The organism is Methylorubrum salsuginis (genome assembly GCF_900114375.1).
GTDB classification, from domain to species: domain Bacteria; phylum Pseudomonadota; class Alphaproteobacteria; order Rhizobiales; family Beijerinckiaceae; genus Methylobacterium; species Methylobacterium salsuginis.
In genome coordinates, this window is the sequence record NZ_FOSV01000014.1 from 14,975 (window position 1) to 36,652 (window position 21,678).

Sequence of the window (21,678 nt, forward strand, 5' to 3'; positions counted from 1 at the left end):
GAGGGCGCGGCGGTAGTTCTCCGCTCAGAAGTCCGCGTCGTAATCGTCGGCGATCGGCGGCGCTTTCGGCTTCGGCTGCCAGCTGTCGGCGATCGCCCGGGGCGCCGCCACCGTCCGGGGCGGGCTCGACAGCATCGTGAACCAGAACGCGCCCGTGGCGAGGGCGAAGGCTGCCAGGAAGACGTTGAGAGCACGCATGGAGAGGCTCCTCGATCGCGTGGCCCCCGATGCGACGGACGGCGAGGATAGGCCGTTTCTGCAGCGGGCGCCAGCAGAGACCTGCGACACGGAAGCAAGGCGTTGCAAAAGACGGGCCGGGTCGTCGCCTGGGCATTGCATCGTCGGCGGAGGGCACTCAGGCTGTCGCGATGCCCGATGACGGTGTCCCCCCGCGTCCGCTGCCGGAATCTCTGACCCGGTTCCTGTCCGATCCGGCGCCTCGGGCGCTGCCGGCGCGCGCGGCGTCCCGGCCCCGGAGCAGCGAGGCCGGGCCCTTACGGCCCAACCGCGCCCTGCGGATCTTCCTGGCCTGGGCGCTCGCCTACAACGTCCTCGGCTTCGCCATCATCGTCCTGCTGTGGAAAAGCCTGAACGGATAGGGCTTCGGCCCGAGACCAAGGACACCGTCCTCCGTCCGTCGCCCCTCCGGTCGCGCGGCGGCAGCACGAGGATCTGTCCGGGATAGATGAGATCCGGGTCGCGGACCCGATCCCGGTTGGCGTCGTGGATCAGAGTGTAGCGCCCGCCCCGGCCGTAGCGGCGCCGGCTGATCGACCAGAGGCTATCGCCCCGCACAATGAAGACCGACGCGGCTCCGGAGACCGCGCTCCCGGAGTCGGCCGGGATCCGGGCCGGAGCCCGGGCGGCCAGGCTTCCGGTGCTGGCGGGTTGCCGCGGATCGTCCGGCGGTTCGCGCGGCGCCGTGCGGTCGGCTGCGTCGTCGCGGCCTTCCGCCGGCACGGACGGGCGCCCGGCCTCGGGGCCGGACCCGTCCGCCAAGCGCTGTCCACCGGGCGGGTTCGACGATTCCGCGGGGGCCTCGCTCGGCATTTCGCCGCCGGCTCGGCTCCCTGCCGCCGCTCCCGTCTCGGAGGTGCCGGGCGGCGTCGGCCGATCCGCCGCCCTGTCCGCGTCCTCCGCGCCGGATGGCGCCCGGCGCTCCGGCGGGTCGGAAAGCGCGGCTCCGGCCTTGGCGGGGGCCTCCTGGGGCGGACGATCCTCGGGCGGACGTTCCTGGGGCGGGCGATCCGGCGGCGACGGGACCGCGGTCGTCGCGTCGGCGCGCGGCGACGGCACCGGATCGGGGGACGGATCGGGGGACGGATCGGGGGACGAGAGCGCGGCCAGCGGCGTGCCGCCGGTTGCGGGGGATTCCGGCCCGAGGAGCGGGCCGCGGCTCGCCGGGAGGCCGGGGTCACCGAGCAAGATGCCGGCGGCCATGCCTGCAAGAAGCAACAGGCCGACCAGCCCGGCCGCGATCGCGCCCCGTCCCGGATACGCCATCCGGGAGGCGGGCGGCGGGGTCGATGGGAGGGCGGGCGCGACCGCGGTCGATGGCAACGGGGACGGCAGCGGGCTCGGCACCTCGGCATCCGCGACCGCCCCCGTTGCCGCGCGCGCCTCCGGGCGCCGGCCGAACAGGACCGCGACGACCCCGAGGCCGACGAGCGCACCGCGCAAAGCCGTGACGCGGATGCGACGCAGACCGGTCCTCATGCCGTGTCGGTCCCTCGCTGTCGTGGAAGGGGGCGGGGCCGCCGCCTCGGTGCGGCGGCCCCGGGATGGCGCGATGTCAGGCGAAGCGGCGACCGTCGGTCGCGTAGCGGTCGATGGCCGAGGGCAGCTCGCGCGACAGCCGCGCGACGATCTCGGAGCGGCTGAGGCCGGTCTGCTGCGCGAGGTGGTCGAGCGTCTGCGGCCCGATGGCGCGCTCGAGGTCCCCCTCGGCGATGGTCCGGTTGGCGCCCTGGTTCACCCAGGAATTGGCCGTCTCGCCGTGGCCGCCCTTGGTGAAATGCTCGACGAGTTCGGACAGCCCGCTGGCGATCAGGCCGCCGACCCCGGCCGTGCCGACGCCGCCGAGCACCCGCTCCAGGTTGGACGGTATCGACGACCCGGTCACCGGAGCGGCGGTGTGCGCCGTCGGCGGCAGGCTCGTGCCCCGGGTGTCGCGCGCGGGCGTGCCGAGCCACTCGGCGATCTTGTCCCGGTTCTGGTAGCCCGCCACCGCGAGCAGGCCCAGCAGGGCCGTCATTGAGGGATATCCCTTGCTCATGTCTCGTCCCTTCCTCGGTGGATCGGCGCAACGCCGTGATGGGGACGGCGCGCGGCACGACAACAGGCCGCGCGCCGGGTTCGGGTCAGTAGCCCCGGCGCGGGGGCGTGGTGGTCCGCCCGGTGAGGCGGCGGGTGACGAGGGCGATCACCTTCGGCAGCACGAACACGGTGAGAAGCTTGCGGATCATCGAGAATCTCCGATTTTGGGGGCGATCAAGGAACGCTCAGTCCCGCTCGGCGCTGACGAGCAGGCCGATGCAGAGGCCGACGGCGCCGGCGACCAGAAGGGACGCGAGGGGATAGGTGGCGACGCGGCCGCTCAACCCGCCCTCGCTCCGGCGCAGGGCACGGGCCCCGCGCCCGTAGGCGTCCTCGGCGAGGGCGGAGGCGTCGTCGGCCGTACGCCGTACGGAGCGGCGGGCGCGGTCGAACGGCTCCTCGGTGGCACCCTGGGCGCGGCGGACGCGGGCCTCGACGTCGTCGGAATCGGCGATCCCGTCCACGGCGTCGCGAATCCGGCCGCCGATGTCGCGGGCGGTGTCGGCCACCTGCCCGGCCGCGTCACGAACCGTGTCCCGGACATCGTCCTTGGCTTGGCCGTAGAGGCTCTCGGCCCTGCCGCCGACTTCGCGGGCGCGGCCCTCGACCGAATCCCGCTTCGATCCGGTGAGGTCGCCCACCGCGCCCTGAAGCTTGCCGCCCAGTTCCCTGGCGGCGCCGGTGATCCGGTTCGTATCGACCATGTCGTTCTCCTCGTGTCGCGGATGATGGGTTGGGGTGGAGCTTCGCGTCCCTCGACGTCGCGTCAGTCGCGCGTCGGGCCGCCGCCCTCGGGACCGCCCGGCTCGGGGTCGCCGTCCCCTTCGGCCTCGGCGTTGCGGGCCTCGCGCTTCTGCCGCCGTCCCTCGGCTTCGATCGCGGCGTCGCCGGTGAGCTTGCCGAGGGCTTCCTTGATCGAGCCCTTGAGCTGTTCGGCGGATGCCGCACTCCTGTCTTCGGCCATGAGCACTCCGTTTCGTTCGAGAAGATCCTGGAGCACCGGTGAGATGAGGGGCCGGACTCGGAGTTCAATGATCGAAATGCACTAGTATATCGATCGGATCACCCTGCTCAACGCGACGGGAAATCGATCTCGCAGGGAGCGAAACGCTTCGGACATTGGGCCCGACCCGATGCGCGCGGTCACGGTTCGAGCCCTTTCGTGTCGCCCGCCGCCCTTTCGGCAGCGGGGCACAAACGGGTTGTGCGCAAACCGGTTCCGCAGAAGTCTTGGTTCTTCGGGATCACATTCCTGATATGGTCGAACGGCACGGCGTCCGATTGGCCCGGCTCGCCGGTCCCGACACGCATGCCGAAGCCCCCGTCCAAACCTCTGCCGAACCCTCGACGCACCTTGTTCGACGAGGCCGGCGCGGGCCTGCCGCTGTTCGACGACCTGCCCGACGGGGCGGTCGAGCGCCTCGCGGCCGGCGGCTTCGGTCGTGGGCTGCTGACGGCCTCGCTCCGGGCGCGTCTGCGCAAGGCCGGCTTTGCCGACATGGCGATGCTGGCGCTCGCCTCGCCCGCCGACCTCACGGCGGTGCGCAAGATCGGCCCGCTACGGGTCGAGGCGATCCGGGCGCATCTGCTCGGCGAACTCGGCCGTCTGCTTCCGGGGGCGCGGGCGTTCCACGACGGGGACGCGACCGACCGCCGCCGCCGCGACCGCCTCCGGGCCGTGCCGGTCGCCGACCTTCCCCTCGACGCCGCCTTGCGCGAAAGCCTCGGCCGCGCCGGCGCGACAGCCGCCGACCTCGCCGCATGGCGGCGTATCGAATGCGGGCCGGATCTCGGGCTCACCGGAGCCGATCTCGACCGGATCGTCGCGGCACTGACCCTGGCGCTGCGGCCGGACGGCCCACCGCGCGCCGTCCCGGCAGCGGCGGACGAGACCGTCCCGGCGGACAGGGCCGAGCGCGACCGCGCCGCTTTGCTGCGGGAGCGGGATCGCGAATGGGACGAGGCGGCACCCGCCGAGCGCGACCGAGGGGCGTGATCCCAATCGGCGACGATCCTGACACATCGCCGATTGCCCCCGCGACGGCGGGGCGGCGGGCGTCCGTGCAGCTTGGTGATAAGACGTCACGCACGAAAACGGCGGGACTCGCGCCCCGCCGTTCGAAACGTCGATCATCCCGTCGCACCGGCTTGCGCGCCGATGCTTCAGGGTGCGCCCGGCCGTTACGAGCCGAGCAGCACGTTGGCCGAGCCCACCACGGTCATCGCCACGCCGCAGGCGAAGACGCCGATCATGGCGTAGGAAAACGCCTTCAACATGTGACTGTCCACTGTTCGCGCCACGGTCCGAGCGTCGGTTAGCAGCGGTAGCCGCCCGAGACCTGACCGTACTGCTTGGTCGGGAAGTGCTGCTGGTTGGCGTTGCCCTCGGCCGCCGAGCTCATCGGGCAGCGGTCGTAGAGGCGACCGTCGGAGGCGGTGATCGAGCCCGTCGTCGTCACGTCATGCGGCAGGGTCGACGCGTAGCGTCCCGCCGGGACACCGTAGTCGAACGCCAGAGCGGACGAGGCCGGAGCAGCAACGCCGAGAACAATCGCGGCGGCGACGGCGGCAACACGGGTCTTCATGATGATCCTCAAACTCCTTACGCAGTGGCGCCGGCCGATCCGGCACCTCATCGTCTTGCGTGAATCCAATATGGGGATGGCTTGACCGGCGTGACGTGTCTGGCCGCACATGATGAAGCGGATGAAACTCTGAAGGCCACCTTGCAACATTCGGCGAGGGCCGCGGCTGCAGAACGGGACCGACGGTCTTTGAAGAAAAGCCGAGGCGGGCCAACGCGCTGGCGCATCGGCCCGCATGACGGCCCTCGACGGGAGGCGGCGCGCCGCGCCGCGGGTCGGGCGAAAACCGCCGGGCTTTTAGGGGCCATTAACCAAAATCCCGTTCAATGACGAAGGCTTAAGGTTGATCCTTTCCTAACGGCGAAGCCCTCCCGGGCCTCCCCCGCTCGACCGCGGGAGAGGGCGGGCGGCCGTGTGGGACCCCCGCGTTGCCGAGTACCCCGCATGGACATCGCCGCGCTCGTCCAGGGCCAGTCCGCCCGGCCCGTCCGCCGCCCCCGGCGCCGGCCCGGCGTCGCGGTCCTCGCCGTCACCGCGCTGAGCGGTCTCGCTCTGGCCGGCCTTCTGCGGCAGGGCGAGGCGCCCGCTCCGGTCGAGGCCGCCGCGCCGGTCCTGGCCGCCGCCGAGATCCCCGAGGCGAGCGGGGCGCCGCCTGCCGCCGACCTCGCCTGGATGCTCGATCCCAACCCCACCTTCGAGGCGCCCGGCTTCGCGCCGCGCATGGCCACTTTGTCCGCCTCCCTCGACACCGCCTTCCGGCGGCCGGCATCGGCAGAGCCCGCGCAGCAGACCGCCGCGCTCGCGCCCGCGACCGTCGCCGAGATCGCGCCCGAGATCGCCCCCCCTGCCGAGGCCGCGGCGCCCGCGCCGGCGGCGCGCCCGGCCCGCCTCGCGCTCACCGTGCCGCTGCCGGTGCGCCGCCCGGCCGAGTTCCGCTACGAGCCGCGGGAGCAGATCGCCCGCCTCGCCACGCCGATCCCGCGCGGCACGAGCCGGCAGGCGCGGGAATCGACCCGGCAGGTGTTCAGCGCCGCCGTCACCGACAATCGCTCGTTCTTCGAGAAGCTGTTCGGCGGCGATTCCGCGCCGTCCTCATCCCCGTCGGGCACCGCGATGGCCTATGCCGGGCTGGAGAGCGGAGCGGCGGAATCGGCCGCCCGCCGCCGCCTCGTCCCGGGACCGGTGGCCGAGCCCGGCGTCGCGGTCTACGACATCAGCGCGGCGACCGTGACCCTGCCGGGCGGCGAGGTGCTGGAGGCCCATTCGGGCCTGGGCGTCGCGCAGGACAATCCCGACTACGTCCACCTGCGCATGCGCGGCGCGACGCCGCCCGGCGTCTACGACCTGCGCGAGCGCGAGGCGCTGTTCCACGGCGTGCGGGCGATCCGCCTCAGCCCGGTTGGCGGCTCGGCGGCGATCCACGGCCGCGACGGCATCCTGGCCCACACCTACATGCTGGGCCCGAGCGGCGCCTCGAACGGCTGCGTCGTGTTCAAGCAGTACGACCGCTTCCTGCGGGCCTATCTGCGCGGCGAGGTCCGGCGCATCGTCGTCGTGCCGGGCACCGCACCGGGCATCTTCGCCAGCCGCCGCGGCACCCGCCGCTCGGCCTCGGCCGCAGACGGGAATTGAGCGTCCGTCATCGGTCCGAGCGGTGAGAACCGGAGTTCGGACCATGCCGTTGCAGCGCACGAAGCTAGAACCCTATCCAACCTGATTGCCGCCGGCCGGCAGCTCTATCTCTCTGTTTTACCGTGCATTCCTACGAACCGGCATCCACTTCGCTGCAATGCGCTTCAGGGCACTGTCCCGCTTGCAGTATGGGCTTGTTGGCGCAAGCCTCCTATCTCTCGGGATCACGAGGCCGTTGTGCGCAAGCGCGACCGTGTGACATTCATGGCTGAGGAGCGGGCCGATCTGGATCGTCTGATCTCTTGAGGCAGGGCCGCGGCGCGCCGCGCGCTGGGCTATGCGTGGATGCTGCTCCTGAGTGATGCCACTGAGGGCGGCTTTGGCTGGACCGACGCGCAGGCGGCGCACGCCGTGCCGGTGCATGTGCGCGTGCGCCGCCGCTTCGTCGAGGAGGGCCTTGAAGCGGCGCTGCACCGCAAGACGTCGGGCCGCATCTGTCCACGCAAGCGGACGAGGCAGGCGAGGCGCGGCTGGTCGCACTGGCCTGCTCGACCCCGCCGCAGGGCCGCGGACGCTGGAGCCTGCGATTGCTGGCCGACGAACGCGTCGCGCTGGAAGGACCGCCTCGCCTGAGTCCGGAGACCATCCGGCGGACGTCGGAAAAAAACCGGCTCAAGCCGCACCTTCGCAAGATGTGGTGCATCCCGCCCGAGCAATCGGCGGCGTTCGTGAGCCACATGGAGGATGGGCTGGACGTCTACCAGCGACCCGCCGACCCGTGCCGTCCGCTGGTCTGCCTGGACGAGACCAGCCTGCAGTTGATCGGTGAGGTGCGTCCGCCCCGGCCCGTCCGGCGCGGACGATCGGCGCGCTACGACAGCGAATATGTCCGCCACGGCACCGCCAACCTGCTCCTCGCCTTCGCGCCGCTCTCCGGGCAGCGCGTGGTCGCCGCCGCCTGGCAGCAGCGCCGCAACGCCCGGGGTGTCGACGCCGACTGGCGCTTCACCACGGAGGACGCCCGCATCAAGCTCCGCAAACCTACCCGACAATGGAGGCGTGACAGAATACTAGGCTGACTCGGCGCCGATCCAGCTGACACCAAGGCCGAATCGGCGCGGATCCCCCGTTTCGGCGGGCACGGGGCGGCGGTAGCCGGGAACCTCTAGAACGAGCCTGATCACCGGCTCGGCCGCCAGATACGCCGCCCTCACCCGTATGCGCCTCGAGACGGGGCCGGTCTCGTCGGCGCGGTAGCGCCATTCGGCCTGCGTGCCGTCGCCGAGCCGTGCCGTCACGGTCGCCTCCGCCTGATCCAAGGCGAAGTAGGGGCGAGCTGCCACGACGAGATCGACATCGCCGCCGTCGTCACGGGCCGCAAGGCACAGGTCGAGATCGGCCCGCGGCCCAAGCGTCCAGCGCCCCCAGCCCTCCCGCCGCCCCCAGCCCTCGATCAACGCGAGAGCGGCATGCGGCGCGTTCAGTGCGATCACCTCGCCCGGCAGCAACTGCAGGCGACTGCCGCACCCGGCCTCGGATCCGGTCACGAGCCCGGAGGCGCTCTCAAGGGCATCGTAGCGCGCGCCCATGTCGCGGCAGAACCCAGCGAAACGCTCCATGCCGGTCTCCGCCTGACGTTCCTCCCAGAGCTTGATAGCATCGACGATATCGTAGACTGCCCGCAGCACCGCGACGGCTTCGAGATAGGGATCGCCCCCTTCCGGCACCCGGCCTGCGTAGGCGGCGATGTGGGACTTGGCGAAGTGCAGGGGGCTGCTCATCGCCACCGCGTGGCGCGAACTGTTGCGATCAGGGACGCTGGTGTAGCGGTTCATCTTCTCCACCCACTGGCCGGTATCGGCGTGGGAGATGTTGTGGAAGCAGATGCGCGCATCGAAGGATGGATCGCACACACGGTCGCTCAAGATGCGCAGGCCGGCATGGACCGTGGGGACGAATTCGAGGCCGCCGCGGCGGAAGGCGCGGACGTGCCGCTGTGGCCAGTAATATGCCCGCTCGTCGTGGCGCCCGAGGATGTGGTGGCGGCAGGGCAGGCGGTAGACATCCGCGCTCGGGTCGCGCCCCTCCCGCGCCAGGAAGGTGATCGCCTCCGGGCTCAGGCACTCATCGTCGTCGAGGAAAACGACGAAGTCACCCCGGCACTCGGCTGCAGCCAAGGCGCGGACCCCTTCCGGATGGGTCGCGAGCGGCACCGTGATGACCCGGTCGGCGAAGCGGCGGGCGATCTCGGTCGTTCCGTCGGTCGAGGACATGTCGAGGACGATCAGTTCGTCGACGAAGCGAACCGACCGCAGGCAGGTCTCGATCAGCCGTGCGCGGTTGTAGGAGATAACGAAGCCGCTGATCATGCTCGACGCCCGGAGAGCCTTTACCGTCGCTGCATGGGTCCGCGCCGGTGCTCTGCCAAGCGAATTTTAACATAAATTGGAGCTTTCCGCAGTCTTGCACGAGGCGAAGCCGCTCCTCAGACGATGCCGCTGGCCTCGTAGGGCCAGGGCTTGCCGAGATGGGCGGCCACCTGCGCCGGATCGGGGCCGACCGCCTCGACCGCCGCCTGGACCTGCTCCACCGGCACCTCGAAGCGTCGCGCCCAATAGGCGCGGTCGCGCGGCTCCCTCATGACCACCGCGGTCGGGTCCCCGCCCGGGTCGCCGTCCACGCCGCTCCGCTCGTCCGCCATGCGTCCCACCGTTTCCTGGCCGCCCGGCCGATCCGGGCTTCGCTCAGGAAACCGTCAGGGGGCGGGCGCGGGTTCCGGATGAAGGCCGGCGGGCGCGGCGCGCCGGGCCTGAGCCGGCTCCGGCACGAGGTGGAAGGCGGTCGGGCGCCGGAACAGGACCTCCAGCCGCGTGCCGCGCACCAGCCGCTCGAAGGCCAGCGGCACGGTGACGGCGACGACCGTCACGATCAGGCTGGCGAGCCCGACATCGATGGCGATTCCGGATTTGGCGATCAGCGTGCGGGTCAGCGCCATCGGCAGGAAGAAGCCGAGATAGATCACGATGGAGCGCTGGCCGCAGGCGCGAAGCGCCGCCGTGACCGGCCCACCCGCCCGCGTCATCAGGTTGGCGAACGCCACGATGGCGAGCGCCCCGACGGCGCCGAGGACGAGGCTCACCCCCGGAAGGCCGGCGATCGAGGGATGCGCGGGCCATCCCGTCGGCGTGAAGACCAGCACGGCCTCGACCACGGCCCAGAGAGCGAGGCCGACGAGGGCGAGGCCGGCCCGCGCCCGCACCCGGTCGGCGAACCGAAAGATCCACTCGGCGAAGAGGTAGCCACCGAAGAAGTAGACGTAGCGGCCGCAGAATTCCTCGACGAGGAGCGGCAGGCCGGCGGTCGGCAGCATCTGCAACAGGGCGGCGACCGCGAGGGTGACGAGCGGCGGCACCCGGCGGTGCAAGAGCTTGGTCACCACCGAGAACACGGCGAGCAGGTAGACGAACCAGAGCGTCGAGTACGGCACCACCACGGCTTCGGCGAGATGCCAGCCGAAGGCCACGAGCTTGCCCCCCGTGCCGACCGCGTCGGCGGTGATGAGCCCGGCCTTGAACACCGATTGGATCAGCACCCACAGGACGTAGAAATAGGCGAAGTGGACCACGCGCCGGTCGGCGAAGAGGCGCCAGTCGCGGTCGATGACGCGGCCGAGAAAAAGCCCGGAGAGCAGGAAGAAGTCGGGGATGCGGAACGGCTTGGCGAAGGCCACGACCGTGTGCAGGGCCCCCTCGCCGCCGAGCGCCTCGCCGGTGCCGAGGGTGGAGTGCATCATCACGACGAGCAGGATGCACAGGCCCTTGGCGACATCGACCCAGGCGAGGCGGGCCGCCTCCTCGGGATGCGGGCGAAGGGGTTGCGTGGCGCCAGCCATGGGAATCCGGGCCTCCTGAGCCGGGCGATGAAGCCCGACCTTGGGACCGGGCGGTTAACCCGGCCTCGACGGCCCAGGAGAAGCTTTTGGACCGGTTAACGGGTGCTACCGCCGCGCCCGGCCCTCGCCGCGCCGTTCCCGGGTCCGGCGCGTCGGCGCGTGAAAATCGTCGGGCTTGGTCGCGACCCATTCGAGGAAGCGGGCGATCTCGGGATCGGCCCGCAATGCCTCGACCTCGGCGAGCCGCCGGGCGATCTCGGCCTCGCTGTAACGGGCATGGATCGCCGAATGGCAGATCTGGTGCAGCCGGACCGTCGCCCCGCGGGCGCCGCCCTTCAGCTTCGGCGTGAGATGGTGGAGGCTCTGGCGGGCGTGGCGCGGGATCGGCCGCTCGCAGAGGGGGCAGACCGGCAGGGCCTCGGGCCGAGGCCCCTGCGTCTCGGGATCGTCGTCGCGCCAGCGCCGGATTCGCCGCCCTACCAAGCCTGTCTCTCCTCGTGCCGTGAGAGAACGGCGCGGGCGCAAGAACTTTCCGCCCGCGGCCAAATGCCGGACGGTCAGACCGTGCGGGAGACGCGCTGACCGGTGACCTGCTCCGCCTTCGTGCTCGCTTGGGCCGCCGGAGCCTCGCCCAGCGACCGGTCCATGAATTCCCGGCTCGCCGAGCGGAGCTTGCCGTCGTCGAGGGTCATCGTTCCCGACAAGTCCTGCGAGGTCATTATCCGCGCCGTGTAGCGACCATAGGCGGCGTCGCGCGCGTCGTCGTCCTTGGCCGCCCGCTTCTCCGCCTCGAACGCCTCCAGGGCCTTCTGCGCCGCCTTCATGGCGTTGAGCCCGGCCACGTCCTTGAACTCCTTGGCGAGTTCGGGATCGTCGGCGAAGAGCTTCTCGATCTTCTTCTTGTAGGGGCTGTCGGTCTTCACCTGGCCGAGTTCGTCGAGCTGCAGCTTGGTCGGCTCGTCGAGCGGAATGCCCAGCTTCGTGAAGGCGGACTTCAGCCGGTCGGCGAGCGCCTGCGAGCGGTCCTGCACCATCTCGTCGAACGAGCGGATGCCGGCGCTGGCCGCCGTCTGCTCGGTCTTGGTGCCCCCCTTGGCGCCGCCGACGAGACCGGCGAGTTGCTGCCGCGCGGCGGCGCTCAGATCGACCACGGCTGCGGCTCCGGGGCGCGCGGGCGAGGATGCGGAGGAGGACAGGCCAGTGACCGTCTTCGCTCCGACAGCCGCCGGGTTCGTCGTCCTCTGGCTGGCCGCCCGCGCGGAGGCGGCCCCCGTCCCACCCGCACCTGTCGTCGTCATGCCCCACCCCCATGGTTGCCGACGCAGTTTACGGAAGGCGGCCCTAAAACGGGCTTAACCCTCGGTTGACGATGCGGAGGGGCCGCCTCAATGCCCCGCGGTGGGCGGCGTCTCGTCGGAGATGCCAACCCTGGCCCAGACGTAGAGCGCGAGCAGCGCCACCGGCACGCCGATCAGCGAGGTCAGGACGAAGAACCAGGAAAACCCCGTCCGCTCGACGATGAAGCCCGAAAATCCCGCCAGGATGCTGCCGGGGAAGGCGCAGAGCGAGGTGAGCAGTCCGAACTGGCTCGCGGCGTGCTCGGTGGAGGCGAGCGTCGACATGTAGGTGATCAGCACCACCGAGGCGAAGGCGTAGGCGAACCCGTCGATGCCCACCGTGATCGCGAAGGTCCAGAACGCGGTGCCGCCGTCGCCGCCATGGGCCGCCAGATAGGCGAGGCTGAGATGCGAGGCCGAGGCCGCGACCGTGCCGACGAGCAGGCTCGTCAGCATGCCGATGCGCGGGATGAGCGCCCCGGCTAGAAAGGTCCCGCCGAGCCCGATCCAGAAGCCGAACAGCTTGGTGACCGTGGCGATGTCGGTGTTGGAGAAACCCTGGTGCTTGAACAGCGGCACCGCCATGGCGTTGGCGACGTAGCCCGGCATGCGGAAGCCCGCGACCAGGAGCAGGATCGCGGGCGCCATCGGCCCGAGCCGCCGCCACAGGTCGCGGATCGGGCTCCAGACCGTGTCGAGGAAGCCGGCCCGCGGCGCATGGGGCGCGCGGTCCGAATCCGGCTCGGGCGCGAACACGGCGGCGACCATGCCGACCAGCATCAGGGCGCCCATGCCGAGATAGGCGCCGCGCCAGCCGATCCGGTCGGCCAGGACCAGGGCGCCCGCGCCCGCCGCGAGGTTGCCGATGCGCCAGCCGATCTCGGTCCACGAGGACAGCACCGCCTGCTTCTCCGGCGGGCGCACGCTGGTGATGCGCCAGCCGTCGATGACGAGGTCGAGCGTGGCCCCGGCAAATCCCAGCGCCACCGAGAAGGCGATGGTCCAGCCGAGCCAGTGGGCAGGGTCGCCGAAGGCGATGCCGGCCAGCATCGCCATCACGCCGAGTTGCGCCACGACGATCCAGCCGCGGCGCCTCCCGAGCAGGCGCCCCAGTAGCGGCGGGTCGTAGCGGTCGAGGAATGGCGCCCAGAGGAACTTGAACTTGTAGGCGAGCGTCATCTCGCTCAGCAGGCCGATGGTGGCGATCGAGATGCCGATGTCCGACAGCCACGCCGATTGTGTCCCGTAGACGAGCAGGAACGGGATGCCGGAGGTGAAGCCGAGCCCCAAAGCGGGGGCGATCCGCCGGTCGGTGAACAGGGCCGACCAGAACGGCGTGGAGTCGGGGGCCACCTTCGTCGGCGCGTTCATGCTGGGTCCGGCTCCGCTGCGCCCCGACTGATAGGCCAAGGGCTCGCCGCGCGCCACGCGGCGGCGCCCGTGGCGCGATCGAGCGGCGTCAGCGGGCGGCGGCGTTGCTCCGGACCGTGACCCGATGGGGCACCTGATCGGGCTCCGGCCGCCAGAGCGGCACGATCAGGCGCAGCCACGCGCGGGTCTCCTCGCCGCCGTAATGGCGCTGGGCGATGTCGCGGGTGAGAATCGTCTGGACGGTGAATTTCTCGAACGCGTAGCCGACGAGGGCGCCGGCCGCGACCTGTCCGAGGGGGCGGTCGCCGGGCCGGCGGGTCGGCAGATCGGTCGAGCCGAAGGCGACGGCGCCGAGCTGCCATTTGCCGAACCGCTTGGTCGCCGTGAGGTCGAGGTTCATGTAGTCGGAATAGAACACCCCGCTCGGCGAGGTGTCGTCCAGCATCGTGCCGTAATGGAGGTTGGCCGTCAGGTTCCAGCCGTCGCGGACGTAGCTGATCGCGAAGCGCTGGGCGATCGAGGCCGATTGCAGGGCAAAGCGCGTGTCGCTCGGCCAGTAGCCGCCGAGGAAGTAGCTGACGCCGAGGCCGTCGCCGATCTTCCAGGCGATCTGGGCCGCCGTGAGCGGCTGGGCGACGCCCCATTGCCAGGGACCGGCCTGCGGGCTCGTGCCGTTGAACGGCAGCGTCTGGATGAAGCGCAGCTGGCCGCCGACGACCGTCCAGGGCGTGGCCCAGAGCAGGACGCCGAGGTTGTTGTTGGCTTGATTGTCCCGCGGCAGCGTCCCGCGTTCGGCGAAGCTCGACGTGAGGGTCATCTGGAGGCCGGTCGGCACCTGCCAGCCCGTCGGCAGGCCGATGGTGATGCCGGGCAAAGCGGCGGAGCGGGCGAGAACGGGTGTCGGCGCGGCGGTAAGGCAGGCGATACCGAGGGTCCAGGCGCAGGCACGCGCCTCAAGTCGCAACGTCAAATCCCGCTCTCCCCGGCCCCCGATCCGCGGCGCCGTCTTCCGTCGATCCGATGCGTCCGCGAGGGACGCAGGATCAGCATGGAAGAAGCGACCGCGAGGCGGAAGAACAGGAGCGAATGATCGATTGATGAATTTGCGGAACTGTTACGTTACTCAATATCAACGTGAAGCATACGCGGTTTTATCAATATTTTTGCAAATCAGGATTAAATCGGATTCGGCGAAAAAACGAGTGCCGTCAGGGTGTTCCACAAAACGAAAAGGCGACCGCCGCGAGACGGTCGCCCTTTCCATGCCGCACCGTGGCCGGCTCAGTGCCGCGGCAGGGTCCGCAGGCCCTTCAGGAACACGTCCACGTCCTCGCGGGTGTTGTAGAAGGCGAGCGAGGCACGCACCGACTGATCGACGCCGAAGCGGCGAAGCGCCGGCTGGGCGCAGTGATGGCCGGAGCGCACCGCGACGCCGTGGGCGTCGAGGTGGTGGGCCACCGCCTGGTTCGTGAGGCCATCGACCGTGAAGGACATCACGCTCGCCTTGTGGCGGGCGGTGCCGATCAAGCGCAGGCCCTTGATATCGGCCAAACCTTCCTGTGCGTATTCCAGCAGGTCGTGCTCGTAGGCCGAGATCGCCGGCAGGCCGACGCTCTCGAGGTAGTCGAGCGCCGCCCCGAGACCGACCGCACCGGCGATGTCGGGCGTGCCCGCCTCGAACTTTTCCGGCGCGCCCTTGTAGACGGTCTTCGCGAAGGTGACGTCCTCGATCATGTGGCCGCCGCCCTGCCACGGGGGCATCGCCTCGAGCAGGTGCTTCTTGCCGTAGAGCGCGCCGATGCCCGTCGGCCCGAACACCTTGTGGCCGGAGAACACGAGGAAGTCGGCGTCGAGCGCCTGCACGTCGATCGGAATGTGCGGGGTCGATTGCGCGGCATCCACCAGCACCGGCACGCCGTAGGCGTGGGCCAGGGCGATGATCTCCTGGATCGGGTTCACCGTGCCGAGGGCGTTGGCGACATGCGTCACCGATACGAGCTTGGTGCGGCCCGAGAGAAGCGCGGCGTATTGCTCGAAGATGATGTCGCCGCGGTCGTCCACCGGGATCACCCGGATGGTCGCGCCGGTCTGCTGCGCCAGCAATTGCCAGGGCACGATGTTGGCGTGGTGCTCGATCGTCGAGACGATGATCTCGTCGCCCGGCCCGACATTGGCGCGGCCGTAGGAATTGGCCACGAGGTTGATCGCCTCGGTCGTCCCGCGCAGGAAGACGATGTCGTCCTTGGAGGGCGCGTTGAGGAAGCGCCGGGTCTTCTCGCGCCCGCCCTCGAACAGATCCGTCGAGCGTGCCGCCAGCGTGTGGGCGGCCCGGTGAATGTTCGAGTTGTGGCGGCCGTAGAATTCGCTGGTCGCGTCGATCACGCTCTGCGGCTTGTGGGTGGTGGCCGCGTTGTCGAGCCACACGAGGCGGTGCCCGTTCACGCTCTGGTGCAGCGCCGGGAAGTCTTTTCGCACGTGCTCGACATCGAACGGCGCGCCGGCCGGGACCGAACCGTGCGAGGTCACCCGCGGGGCGGGCCCCTCGTGGCGGGAGGGCTCGACCCGCGGCTGGGCGTGGCCCTTCGCCTTCCGAGCCGGCGGCGGGGCCGGGCTGAGGAAGTAGTAGTCGCCCGCGTTGTCCGGCACGCCGGTGCGCGAAAGATGCTCCTGCGCCTCGTCCTTGCCCCCCGCTTGGCCGCCCCGGCCCGGAGCGGCGGGCACGAGATGCGGCGCCAGCGCGTGGGCGAAGCCGTTGGCGCGGGGATGGTCGGCAGCGACCTGACGGTGCAGGTCGTGGCCGCCGGGGATCGCGGCGGCCACATCCGGCACGCTCGGCACGAAGAACTCGGGCAGCCGGTTCTGGTTGGGGAACGGATGCACCGAGGGAATCGCCGCGACGTCGAAGACGTTCGCGCTCGCCGGAGCCGGCGTCGCGCCGACGGGGTTGGCGTGCGACGGCCCGGTCAGGCCCGGCAGACCGACCGGCGGCGCGCCGAAGGAGCGGGCGGCGAGCGCCGCCCCATCGGGCTGAACGCCCGACGGCAGCGCCCCCGACGGCGCGGACGGCGTTCCGAGGGTGGCGCCGGGCAGCGCAGGCTGCCCGGAACCGGAGGGAAGGGTCTCCAGGCCCTGGGGGGCCTGGAGCGTCTGCGGCAGGTGGGGCTGGAACGGCGCGCTCGACGCCTGTCCCTGGCCGTAGATCTCGCGGGCGAGACGCCCGACGAGATCGGCGTGCGCCAGATCGCCCGCGCTGCCGGTCGGAAGACCGAGCGCCGGCGAATTAGGCGTAGTCATGGTAGTTGCCCAGCAGCACGTTATCGAGACGGGCGATGGCATCCTCGACCAGCACGGCGGCCGAGAAGTAGCGGGTCACGAGGTGCGAGGCGATGGAGTGGTCGTTGGTGCCCATGTAGCGCACCGACAGGCCGGGCTCGATCTCGCCGGTCACGCCCGACTTCTGCAGGCCGACCACGCCCTGCTCGCCTTCGCCGACGCGCAGGAGCAGGATCGAGGTGGTCTGGGCGCCCGTCACCGGATCGATGTCGATCGGCAGCTTGTCGCTGGGCACCAGCGGCACGCCGCGCCAGGTGATGAAGGGGGCGCCGAACAGGTGGACGACGACCGGCGGCACGCCGCGGCGGGTGGCCTCACGGCCGAAGGCCGCGATGGCGCGCGGATGCGCGACGAAGAAGGCGGGCTTCTTCCACACCAGCGTCAGCAGCTCGTCGAGATCGTCCGGGGTCGGCGGGCCCGAGCGGGTCGGGATGCGCTGGCGGCCGGCGACCTCGTTGAGCAGGCCGAACTGCGAATTGTTCAGCAGTTCCCACTCCTCCCGCTCCTTCACGGCATCGACCGTGAGGCGGATCTGCTCGCGCAGCTGGTCGATCTCGTTGGAGTAGAGATCGGTGACGCGGGTATGGGTGTTGAGGATCGTCTGGATCGTCGAGAGGTGATACTCGCGCGGATCGATCTCGTAATCGACGAAGGTGGTGGGCAGGCGCGGCTCGCCGGTATGGACCGCCAGGAGCTCTATGCCCTGCTCGCCGTAGGAGTTGGTGTGGCCCTTCAGGCGGTCGCGCTCTTCCTGGTACTGGTCGATGCGGGCGCGGATGCCCTCGTCCTTGACGGCGGCCGGGTCGAGCGTCAGCAGCGTCACCGCCGAGAGCGCCTTCACGGCCGGGGCCGGACCGGCCTCGCCGACGAGCGCGCCCTCACCGAAATAGTCGCCGCGGGTGGCGAGACCCTGGCGCAGGCGGCCCTTGTAGGGGCCGGACAGGGTCAGCTCGACGGTGCCGTCGGCGACCACGACGAGGCTACGGCCGTTCGAGCCCTCTTCGGCGATGGTCTCGCCGGCCTTGTGCTTGGTCTCCTTGAACTTGCCGGCGAGCGCGGCGAGCTCGGCATCGCCCAGGCGGCTGAACAGCGGCACCGAGCGCAGCGAGGCGGCGCGGACCGAGCGGGCGCCGTCCTCGTTGGCGAGGTCGATGCGGCCGGACTTGGCCAGCACCACGGCGCGGCGGTTGACGCGGTAGACGCCGCCCGCGACATCGACGAAGGGCAGGAGCCGCAGCAGGAAGCGGGGGGTGTTGGCGACGTTCTGGACCGAGGTGACGGTCGCGGTCGCTAGATTGCGCGCAGCAGAGGCGCTCACGCTCAGGCCCGGTCCACTCATGGGTCGTCGTCTCCGTCGTCGTTCAGGTTGCCGAAGGCCGCACAAAGCCTCCGATGCGGACAAAGGTCCGCGTCGGAGCGGCGCTCGTCTGGAGCACGTCCGGCCTGGATTGGGAATGTCGGTTGTTCCGCGACCTGTGCTTGTCTAGGCCGGCGGAATGTCGGGAAGCTATGGCTTGACGGCAATCGGGGTCAATAGAAAGTTATTCTCAATTTTCCAGAGATTTGAAACAGGCCTTCTAGAATTTGTGACATTGATAACAGTGCGTTCTAAATATCGGGCCTAAAGTAGAGATATTTTCTACAAAATTCAGAATGCCAAATGATCTGGGCAAGGATCTTCGCAGGCCTAGGCCGGATGGGGACGCCGTGCCGCCCGAGGCTCGCCCGCGTCGGACGAACCCGTCAGATCCCGTCCCCGTACCCGACGAAGGACTGATCCATGCTCTGGGCCGGGTTCTCGTCCGCGGGCAGGCGCGAGACGACGCGGGCCGGCACGCCCGCCACCGTGGTATGGGCCGGCACCTCGTGCAGGACGACCGCCGCGGCGGCGACCTTGGCCCCCTCGCCGACCCGGATGTTGCCGAGCACCTTGGCGCCGACGCTGAGCAGCACGCCGCGGGCGATCTTCGGATGGCGGTCGCCGCTCTCCTTGCCGTTGCCGCCCAGCGTCACGGACTGGAGGATCGATACGTCGTCGGCCACCACCGTGGTCTCGCCGATGACGACGCCGGTGGCGTGGTCAATGAACACCCCCGAGCCGATCCGCGCCGCCGGGTGGATGTCGCAGCCGAACACTTCCGAGATGCGGCTCTGGACGTGGAGCGCCAGCGTCGCCCGGCCCTGCTCCCACAGCCAATGGGCCACCCGGTAGGCTTCGAGGGCGGCGAAGCCCTTGTAGAACAGGAACGGGTCGAGATAGCGCCGGCAGGTCGGGTCGCGCTCGCGGATCGCGACGAGGTCGCGCACCGCCTGTTCCGAGAGATGCGGGTCGGCCTCGAAGGCCGAGAGGCAGAGGTCGCGCACGGTGAGCCGGGACAGGTCGCCGTCGCCGAGGCGGTGGGCGAGGCGGTAGGCCAGGGCTCCGGCCAAGCCCCGCTGGTCGAGCACGGTCGCCTGGATCAGGCCCGCATAGAGCGGCTCCTCGATCAGCGCCGCCTCGGCCTCGGCCCTCAGTTCCTGCCAGACCTCCGCCTCCGCCGTCGCCCTGTGGGTCGCGCGCAAGGGAAGCTGACCGAGCGCCGCGCGGGCCTCGATGGTGCCGATCGTCATGTGGGGGGAACGTCCTAGTTCACCCGCCGGAACATCGCCGGCAGGTAGGCCTGAAGGATCTCGTGTCCTTCGAACTCCACGTCAACCGTGTCCGCCGCGCCGTCGGCGGGATGGATGCCAACGACCCGGCCGGTGGCGTTGCGCCAGATGCCGAGCGTCTCGGCGAGGTCGAGCCGGGCGAAACGCACCGCGTCGCCGGGGCTCATGCCGTCGGTCGGCCCGTCGCGTTCGGCCCCCCGGCGCCCCGCCGAAGCGCCGTCGGAAAATCTCTTCCAAGTCCGTCCGTCGTGAGGGAAGACTTCCATCGCGCGGTCTCCTCGCCTTAGCAAATTATTCGCTAAGTCATTGTTATATCTTGATAATTATCGATAGACCGCCGCTTGGCAAGCCTTGCCCCGAAAGATTCTGCGGGTTACCCCGCGCGTGACGGCCCCTCGCGAGCGCGGAAACGGACGCCATGAAGCGCACGATCATCGACCCGAAATTCTCCGTGGCCGGCCAGCCCTCGCCGGACGACATCGCGGCTTGGGGCCGGGAGGGCGTCGCGCTCCTCGTCAACAACCGGCCGGACGGCGAGGAGCCGGGCCAGCCCGGTTCAGGCACCGAGCGCAGGGCGGCGGAGGCAGCGGGGATCGGTTATCTCGATCTGCCGGTGACCGGGCCGACGATCTCCCGCGCGGCGGTCGAGGAGTTTCGCGCGGCCGTGGCGGCGGCGCCGGGTCCCGTGGTCGCCCATTGCCGCAGCGGCACCCGCTCGCTCACGCTCTGGGCCCTGGGCGAGGTGCTGGCCGGGCGCCTGCGCCGCGACGAGGTTCTGGAAGTGGGCACCCGCCACGGCTTCGATCTGTCGGGTGCGCTGCGCTGGCTCGACGCGAACGGGGCGTGAGGCGCGAGCGGGACCGTCAGGGCACGGGGATGCGACCGGCACATCCGTCGTGTCGGTGGCGCATACCGTTTGCGGCCGATCCACCCGGCCCTCCGCTCCCCGCCGTCGTCGCGAGGTGGACCCGAGGCGATCCAGGGTGCGCCCCGTCAGAAGGCGCCATGGCCGGGTGAGCGATCGGTTCGGTCTCTATACCGCTTCATACCGCTTCGGCTTCGCCCGCTCTGCGCGGCGAAGCCGTCGAACGGATGACCCGTATCAGACGTGGATCGCGCGCTTGTCCACGGCCAGCGCCGCCTCCTTAACCGCCTCGGTCAGGGTCGGGTGGGCGTGGCAGGTGCGGGCGATGTCCTCGGCGGAGGCCGCGAACTCCATCGCCACGGCGACCTCGGCGATGAGGTTGCCGGCATCCGCCCCGACGATGTGGACGCCGAGCACCCGGTCGGTCGTCGCGTCGGCCAGGATCTTCACGAAGCCGTCGGTGGTGCCGTTGGCCTTGGCGCGGCCATTGGCCGTGAAGGGAAATTTGCCGGCTTTGTAAGCGATGCCGTCCTTCTTCAGCTCTTCCTCGGATTTGCCGACGGAGGCGACCTCGGGGAAGGTGTAGACGACGTTCGGGATCACGCCGTAATTCACGTGGCCCGCTTGGCCGGCGAGGATCTCGGCGACCGCCACGCCCTCGTCCTCGGCCTTGTGGGCGAGCATCGGCCCGGCGATCACGTCGCCGATGGCGTAGATGCCGGTCACGTTGGTGGCGTAGTGGCTGTCGGTCTGGATGCGGCCCTTCTCGTCGGTGGCGATCCCGACCGTCTCCAGCCCGAGCCCCTCGGTGTAGGGCACGCGGCCGATGGCGACGAGCACCACGTCGGCCTCGATCTTCTCAGAATCACCGCCCTGTGCCGGCTCGACCGTGACGGTCGCGCCCTTCTTCGCCACCTCGACACCGGTCACCTTGGTCGAGAGCTTGAACACCATGCCCTGCTTGGCGAGGATGCGCTGGAACTGCTTCCCGACCTCGCCGTCCATGCCGGGCAGGACGCGGTCGAGATACTCGATCACCGTCACCTCGGCGCCGAGCCGGCGCCAGACCGAACCGAGTTCGAGGCCGATCACGCCCGCGCCGATCACCACGAGTTTTTTCGGCACCTGGGCGAGTTCCAGGGCGCCGGTGGAGGAGACCACGACCTTCTCGTCGATGGCGACGCCGGGCAGCCGGGTTACGTCGGAGCCGGTGGCAATGACGATGTTTTTCGTTTCCAGCAGGTGGTTGCCGCCGTCCTCGGCGATCACCTCGACGCGGCCCGCCCCGGCGATGCGCCCGCGGCCGTGATAGGCATCGACCTTGTTCTTCTTGAGCAGGAACTCGACGCCCTTGGTGTTGCCGTCGACCCCGCCCTGCTTGAACGCCTGCATCTTCTTGAGGTCGAGCTTGGGCGTCCCGACGTCGATGCCCAATTCCGAAAAGTGCTTGTTGGCCTCCTCGAACGCTTCCGAGGCGTGCAGCAACGCTTTTGAGGGGATGCAGCCGACATTGAGGCAGGTGCCCCCGTGCGTCGCCCGCTTCTCCACCACGGCGGTCTTCAGCCCGAGCTGGGCCGCCCGGATGGCGCAGACATAGCCCCCGGGGCCGGTGCCGATGACGACGAGATCGTAGGACATGCGGGCGACTACCTAATACGGCGACGGAAGAAGCGGATCAGTCCGCGCGATGCAAAGTAA

The 21,678-nt window shown here is 70.3% G+C and carries 24 protein-coding genes; 6 read left to right on the forward strand and 18 right to left on the reverse strand.

The features are described from left to right. Window positions 1-24 precede the first annotated feature (24 nt). Window positions 25-198, reverse strand: coding sequence for a hypothetical protein (locus BM140_RS25915; protein WP_165616478.1), 174 nt, complete (start codon window positions 196-198; stop codon window positions 25-27). Window positions 199-368: 170 nt separating this feature from the next. Here BM140_RS25915 and BM140_RS16230 point away from each other — a divergent pair, with 170 nt between their 5' ends. Beyond that, window positions 369-599: a hypothetical protein gene (locus BM140_RS16230; RefSeq protein ID WP_091948533.1), complete on the forward strand. Its 231-nt coding sequence runs from the start codon at window positions 369-371 to the stop codon at window positions 597-599. On the opposite strand, the gene BM140_RS16235 is transcribed toward BM140_RS16230, so the two are convergent. The 4 genes from BM140_RS16235 to BM140_RS16250 all read right to left on the reverse strand — a co-directional run bounded on the left by BM140_RS16235 (window position 565) and on the right by BM140_RS16250 (window position 3,280). Continuing rightward, window positions 565-1,716, reverse strand: a complete 1,152-nt coding sequence (locus BM140_RS16235; protein ID WP_091948536.1) for a LysM peptidoglycan-binding domain-containing protein — start codon at window positions 1,714-1,716, stop codon at window positions 565-567. The two genes, BM140_RS16230 and BM140_RS16235, sit on opposite strands and share 35 nt — an antisense overlap. A gap of 76 nt (window positions 1,717-1,792) precedes the next feature. Beyond that, window positions 1,793-2,275: a YidB family protein gene (locus tag BM140_RS16240; RefSeq protein ID WP_091948539.1), complete on the reverse strand. Its 483-nt coding sequence runs from the start codon at window positions 2,273-2,275 to the stop codon at window positions 1,793-1,795. Window positions 2,276-2,501: 226 nt separating this feature from the next. Then, window positions 2,502-3,020, reverse strand: a complete 519-nt coding sequence (locus tag BM140_RS16245) for a CsbD family protein (protein WP_091948542.1) — start codon at window positions 3,018-3,020, stop codon at window positions 2,502-2,504. A 62-nt stretch (window positions 3,021-3,082) separates the two neighbouring features. Further along, window positions 3,083-3,280, reverse strand: coding sequence for a CsbD family protein (locus tag BM140_RS16250; RefSeq protein WP_091948545.1), 198 nt, complete (start codon window positions 3,278-3,280; stop codon window positions 3,083-3,085). Window positions 3,281-3,670: 390 nt separating this feature from the next. Between BM140_RS16250 and BM140_RS16255 the strand changes: the two genes are divergently transcribed. Further along, window positions 3,671-4,312, forward strand: coding sequence for a hypothetical protein (locus BM140_RS16255; RefSeq protein WP_342030029.1), 642 nt, complete (start codon window positions 3,671-3,673; stop codon window positions 4,310-4,312). Between the two features lie 319 nt (window positions 4,313-4,631). On the opposite strand, the gene BM140_RS16260 is transcribed toward BM140_RS16255, so the two are convergent. After that, entirely contained in the window at window positions 4,632-4,901 is a 270-nt protein-coding gene (locus BM140_RS16260; protein ID WP_091948548.1) for a hypothetical protein, read from the reverse strand. A gap of 444 nt (window positions 4,902-5,345) precedes the next feature. Here BM140_RS16260 and BM140_RS16265 point away from each other — a divergent pair, with 444 nt between their 5' ends. From BM140_RS16265 to BM140_RS16270, 3 genes are all read left to right on the forward strand, one after another. After that, window positions 5,346-6,533 (forward strand): DUF2778 domain-containing protein, encoded by a 1,188-nt coding sequence (locus BM140_RS16265; protein WP_091948551.1) that lies wholly within the window; start codon window positions 5,346-5,348, stop codon window positions 6,531-6,533. 345 nt (window positions 6,534-6,878) lie between these two features. Beyond that, on the forward strand, window positions 6,879-7,166 hold the full coding sequence (locus BM140_RS25465; RefSeq protein ID WP_131803861.1) for a hypothetical protein: 288 nt from the start codon (window positions 6,879-6,881) through the stop codon (window positions 7,164-7,166). Continuing rightward, entirely contained in the window at window positions 7,121-7,612 is a 492-nt protein-coding gene (locus tag BM140_RS16270; RefSeq protein WP_091948554.1) for a hypothetical protein, read from the forward strand. Before BM140_RS25465 ends, BM140_RS16270 begins: the two co-directional genes overlap by 46 nt. Here BM140_RS16270 and BM140_RS16275 read toward each other — a convergent pair. From BM140_RS16275 to BM140_RS16325, 11 genes are all read right to left on the reverse strand, one after another. Further along, on the reverse strand, window positions 7,604-8,902 hold the full coding sequence (locus BM140_RS16275) for a glycosyltransferase (RefSeq protein ID WP_091948557.1): 1,299 nt from the start codon (window positions 8,900-8,902) through the stop codon (window positions 7,604-7,606). The two genes, BM140_RS16270 and BM140_RS16275, sit on opposite strands and share 9 nt — an antisense overlap. Before the next feature lie 116 nt (window positions 8,903-9,018). After that, entirely contained in the window at window positions 9,019-9,234 is a 216-nt protein-coding gene (locus BM140_RS16280; RefSeq protein ID WP_091948559.1) for a DUF3606 domain-containing protein, read from the reverse strand. 54 nt (window positions 9,235-9,288) lie between these two features. Further along, window positions 9,289-10,425, reverse strand: coding sequence for an acyltransferase family protein (locus BM140_RS16285; protein WP_091948562.1), 1,137 nt, complete (start codon window positions 10,423-10,425; stop codon window positions 9,289-9,291). Window positions 10,426-10,530: 105 nt separating this feature from the next. Then, window positions 10,531-10,908 carry a restriction endonuclease gene (locus tag BM140_RS16290; protein ID WP_091948566.1) on the reverse strand — a complete coding sequence of 126 codons (378 nt, stop codon included), beginning with the start codon at window positions 10,906-10,908 and terminating at the stop codon, window positions 10,531-10,533. 74 nt (window positions 10,909-10,982) lie between these two features. Next, entirely contained in the window at window positions 10,983-11,576 is a 594-nt protein-coding gene (locus BM140_RS16295; RefSeq protein WP_091948569.1) for a hypothetical protein, read from the reverse strand. Between the two features lie 234 nt (window positions 11,577-11,810). Next, window positions 11,811-13,133: an AmpG family muropeptide MFS transporter gene (locus BM140_RS16300; protein ID WP_091948573.1), complete on the reverse strand. Its 1,323-nt coding sequence runs from the start codon at window positions 13,131-13,133 to the stop codon at window positions 11,811-11,813. Between the two features lie 88 nt (window positions 13,134-13,221). Further along, window positions 13,222-14,007, reverse strand: a complete 786-nt coding sequence (locus BM140_RS16305; protein ID WP_091948576.1) for a transporter — start codon at window positions 14,005-14,007, stop codon at window positions 13,222-13,224. A gap of 407 nt (window positions 14,008-14,414) precedes the next feature. Beyond that, the gene (locus BM140_RS16310) at window positions 14,415-16,427 is read right to left on the reverse strand and encodes a family 2A encapsulin nanocompartment cargo protein cysteine desulfurase (protein WP_091948579.1); all 2,013 of its coding nucleotides are present in this window, start codon (window positions 16,425-16,427) and stop codon (window positions 14,415-14,417) included. Continuing rightward, window positions 16,414-17,805, reverse strand: a complete 1,392-nt coding sequence (locus BM140_RS26610; RefSeq protein WP_091948582.1) for a family 2B encapsulin nanocompartment shell protein — start codon at window positions 17,803-17,805, stop codon at window positions 16,414-16,416. Before BM140_RS26610 ends, BM140_RS16310 begins: the two co-directional genes overlap by 14 nt. Window positions 17,806-18,209: 404 nt before the next feature. Further along, the gene (gene cysE / locus BM140_RS16320) at window positions 18,210-19,076 is read right to left on the reverse strand and encodes a serine O-acetyltransferase (protein ID WP_091948584.1); all 867 of its coding nucleotides are present in this window, start codon (window positions 19,074-19,076) and stop codon (window positions 18,210-18,212) included. Window positions 19,077-19,090: 14 nt separating this feature from the next. Next, a complete protein-coding gene (locus BM140_RS16325; RefSeq protein WP_056241254.1) occupies window positions 19,091-19,282 on the reverse strand; it encodes a hypothetical protein in 192 nt (63 codons plus the stop codon). Between the two features lie 251 nt (window positions 19,283-19,533). Between BM140_RS16325 and BM140_RS16330 the strand changes: the two genes are divergently transcribed. Further along, window positions 19,534-19,962 carry a protein tyrosine phosphatase family protein gene (locus tag BM140_RS16330; RefSeq protein WP_091948587.1) on the forward strand — a complete coding sequence of 143 codons (429 nt, stop codon included), beginning with the start codon at window positions 19,534-19,536 and terminating at the stop codon, window positions 19,960-19,962. A 255-nt stretch (window positions 19,963-20,217) separates the two neighbouring features. Here the strand turns inward: BM140_RS16330 and lpdA are convergent, their stop codons facing one another. Continuing rightward, window positions 20,218-21,618, reverse strand: a complete 1,401-nt coding sequence (gene lpdA / locus BM140_RS16335; protein ID WP_091948589.1) for a dihydrolipoyl dehydrogenase — start codon at window positions 21,616-21,618, stop codon at window positions 20,218-20,220. Window positions 21,619-21,678 lie beyond the last annotated feature (60 nt).

Coding starts and splice junctions, on each gene's coding strand:
- BM140_RS25915 (WP_165616478.1), bottom strand. CDS start 198: ATGCGTGCTCTCAACGTCTTCCTGGCAGCCTTCGCCCTCGCCACGGGC.
- BM140_RS16230 (WP_091948533.1), top strand. CDS start 369: ATGCCCGATGACGGTGTCCCCCCGCGTCCGCTGCCGGAATCTCTGACC.
- BM140_RS16235 (WP_091948536.1), bottom strand. CDS start 1,716: ATGAGGACCGGTCTGCGTCGCATCCGCGTCACGGCTTTGCGCGGTGCG.
- BM140_RS16240 (WP_091948539.1), bottom strand. CDS start 2,275: ATGAGCAAGGGATATCCCTCAATGACGGCCCTGCTGGGCCTGCTCGCG.
- BM140_RS16245 (WP_091948542.1), bottom strand. CDS start 3,020: ATGGTCGATACGAACCGGATCACCGGCGCCGCCAGGGAACTGGGCGGC.
- BM140_RS16250 (WP_091948545.1), bottom strand. CDS start 3,280: ATGGCCGAAGACAGGAGTGCGGCATCCGCCGAACAGCTCAAGGGCTCG.
- BM140_RS16260 (WP_091948548.1), bottom strand. CDS start 4,901: ATGAAGACCCGTGTTGCCGCCGTCGCCGCCGCGATTGTTCTCGGCGTT.
- BM140_RS16265 (WP_091948551.1), top strand. CDS start 5,346: ATGGACATCGCCGCGCTCGTCCAGGGCCAGTCCGCCCGGCCCGTCCGC.
- BM140_RS25465 (WP_131803861.1), top strand. CDS start 6,879: ATGCTGCTCCTGAGTGATGCCACTGAGGGCGGCTTTGGCTGGACCGAC.
- BM140_RS16275 (WP_091948557.1), bottom strand. CDS start 8,902: ATGATCAGCGGCTTCGTTATCTCCTACAACCGCGCACGGCTGATCGAG.
- BM140_RS16280 (WP_091948559.1), bottom strand. CDS start 9,234: ATGGCGGACGAGCGGAGCGGCGTGGACGGCGACCCGGGCGGGGACCCG.
- BM140_RS16285 (WP_091948562.1), bottom strand. CDS start 10,425: ATGGCTGGCGCCACGCAACCCCTTCGCCCGCATCCCGAGGAGGCGGCC.
- BM140_RS16300 (WP_091948573.1), bottom strand. CDS start 13,133: ATGAACGCGCCGACGAAGGTGGCCCCCGACTCCACGCCGTTCTGGTCG.
- BM140_RS16310 (WP_091948579.1), bottom strand. CDS start 16,427: ATGACTACGCCTAATTCGCCGGCGCTCGGTCTTCCGACCGGCAGCGCG.
- BM140_RS26610 (WP_091948582.1), bottom strand. CDS start 17,805: ATGAGTGGACCGGGCCTGAGCGTGAGCGCCTCTGCTGCGCGCAATCTA.
- cysE (WP_091948584.1), bottom strand. CDS start 19,076: ATGACGATCGGCACCATCGAGGCCCGCGCGGCGCTCGGTCAGCTTCCC.
- BM140_RS16325 (WP_056241254.1), bottom strand. CDS start 19,282: ATGAGCCCCGGCGACGCGGTGCGTTTCGCCCGGCTCGACCTCGCCGAG.
- BM140_RS16330 (WP_091948587.1), top strand. CDS start 19,534: ATGAAGCGCACGATCATCGACCCGAAATTCTCCGTGGCCGGCCAGCCC.
- lpdA (WP_091948589.1), bottom strand. CDS start 21,618: ATGTCCTACGATCTCGTCGTCATCGGCACCGGCCCCGGGGGCTATGTC.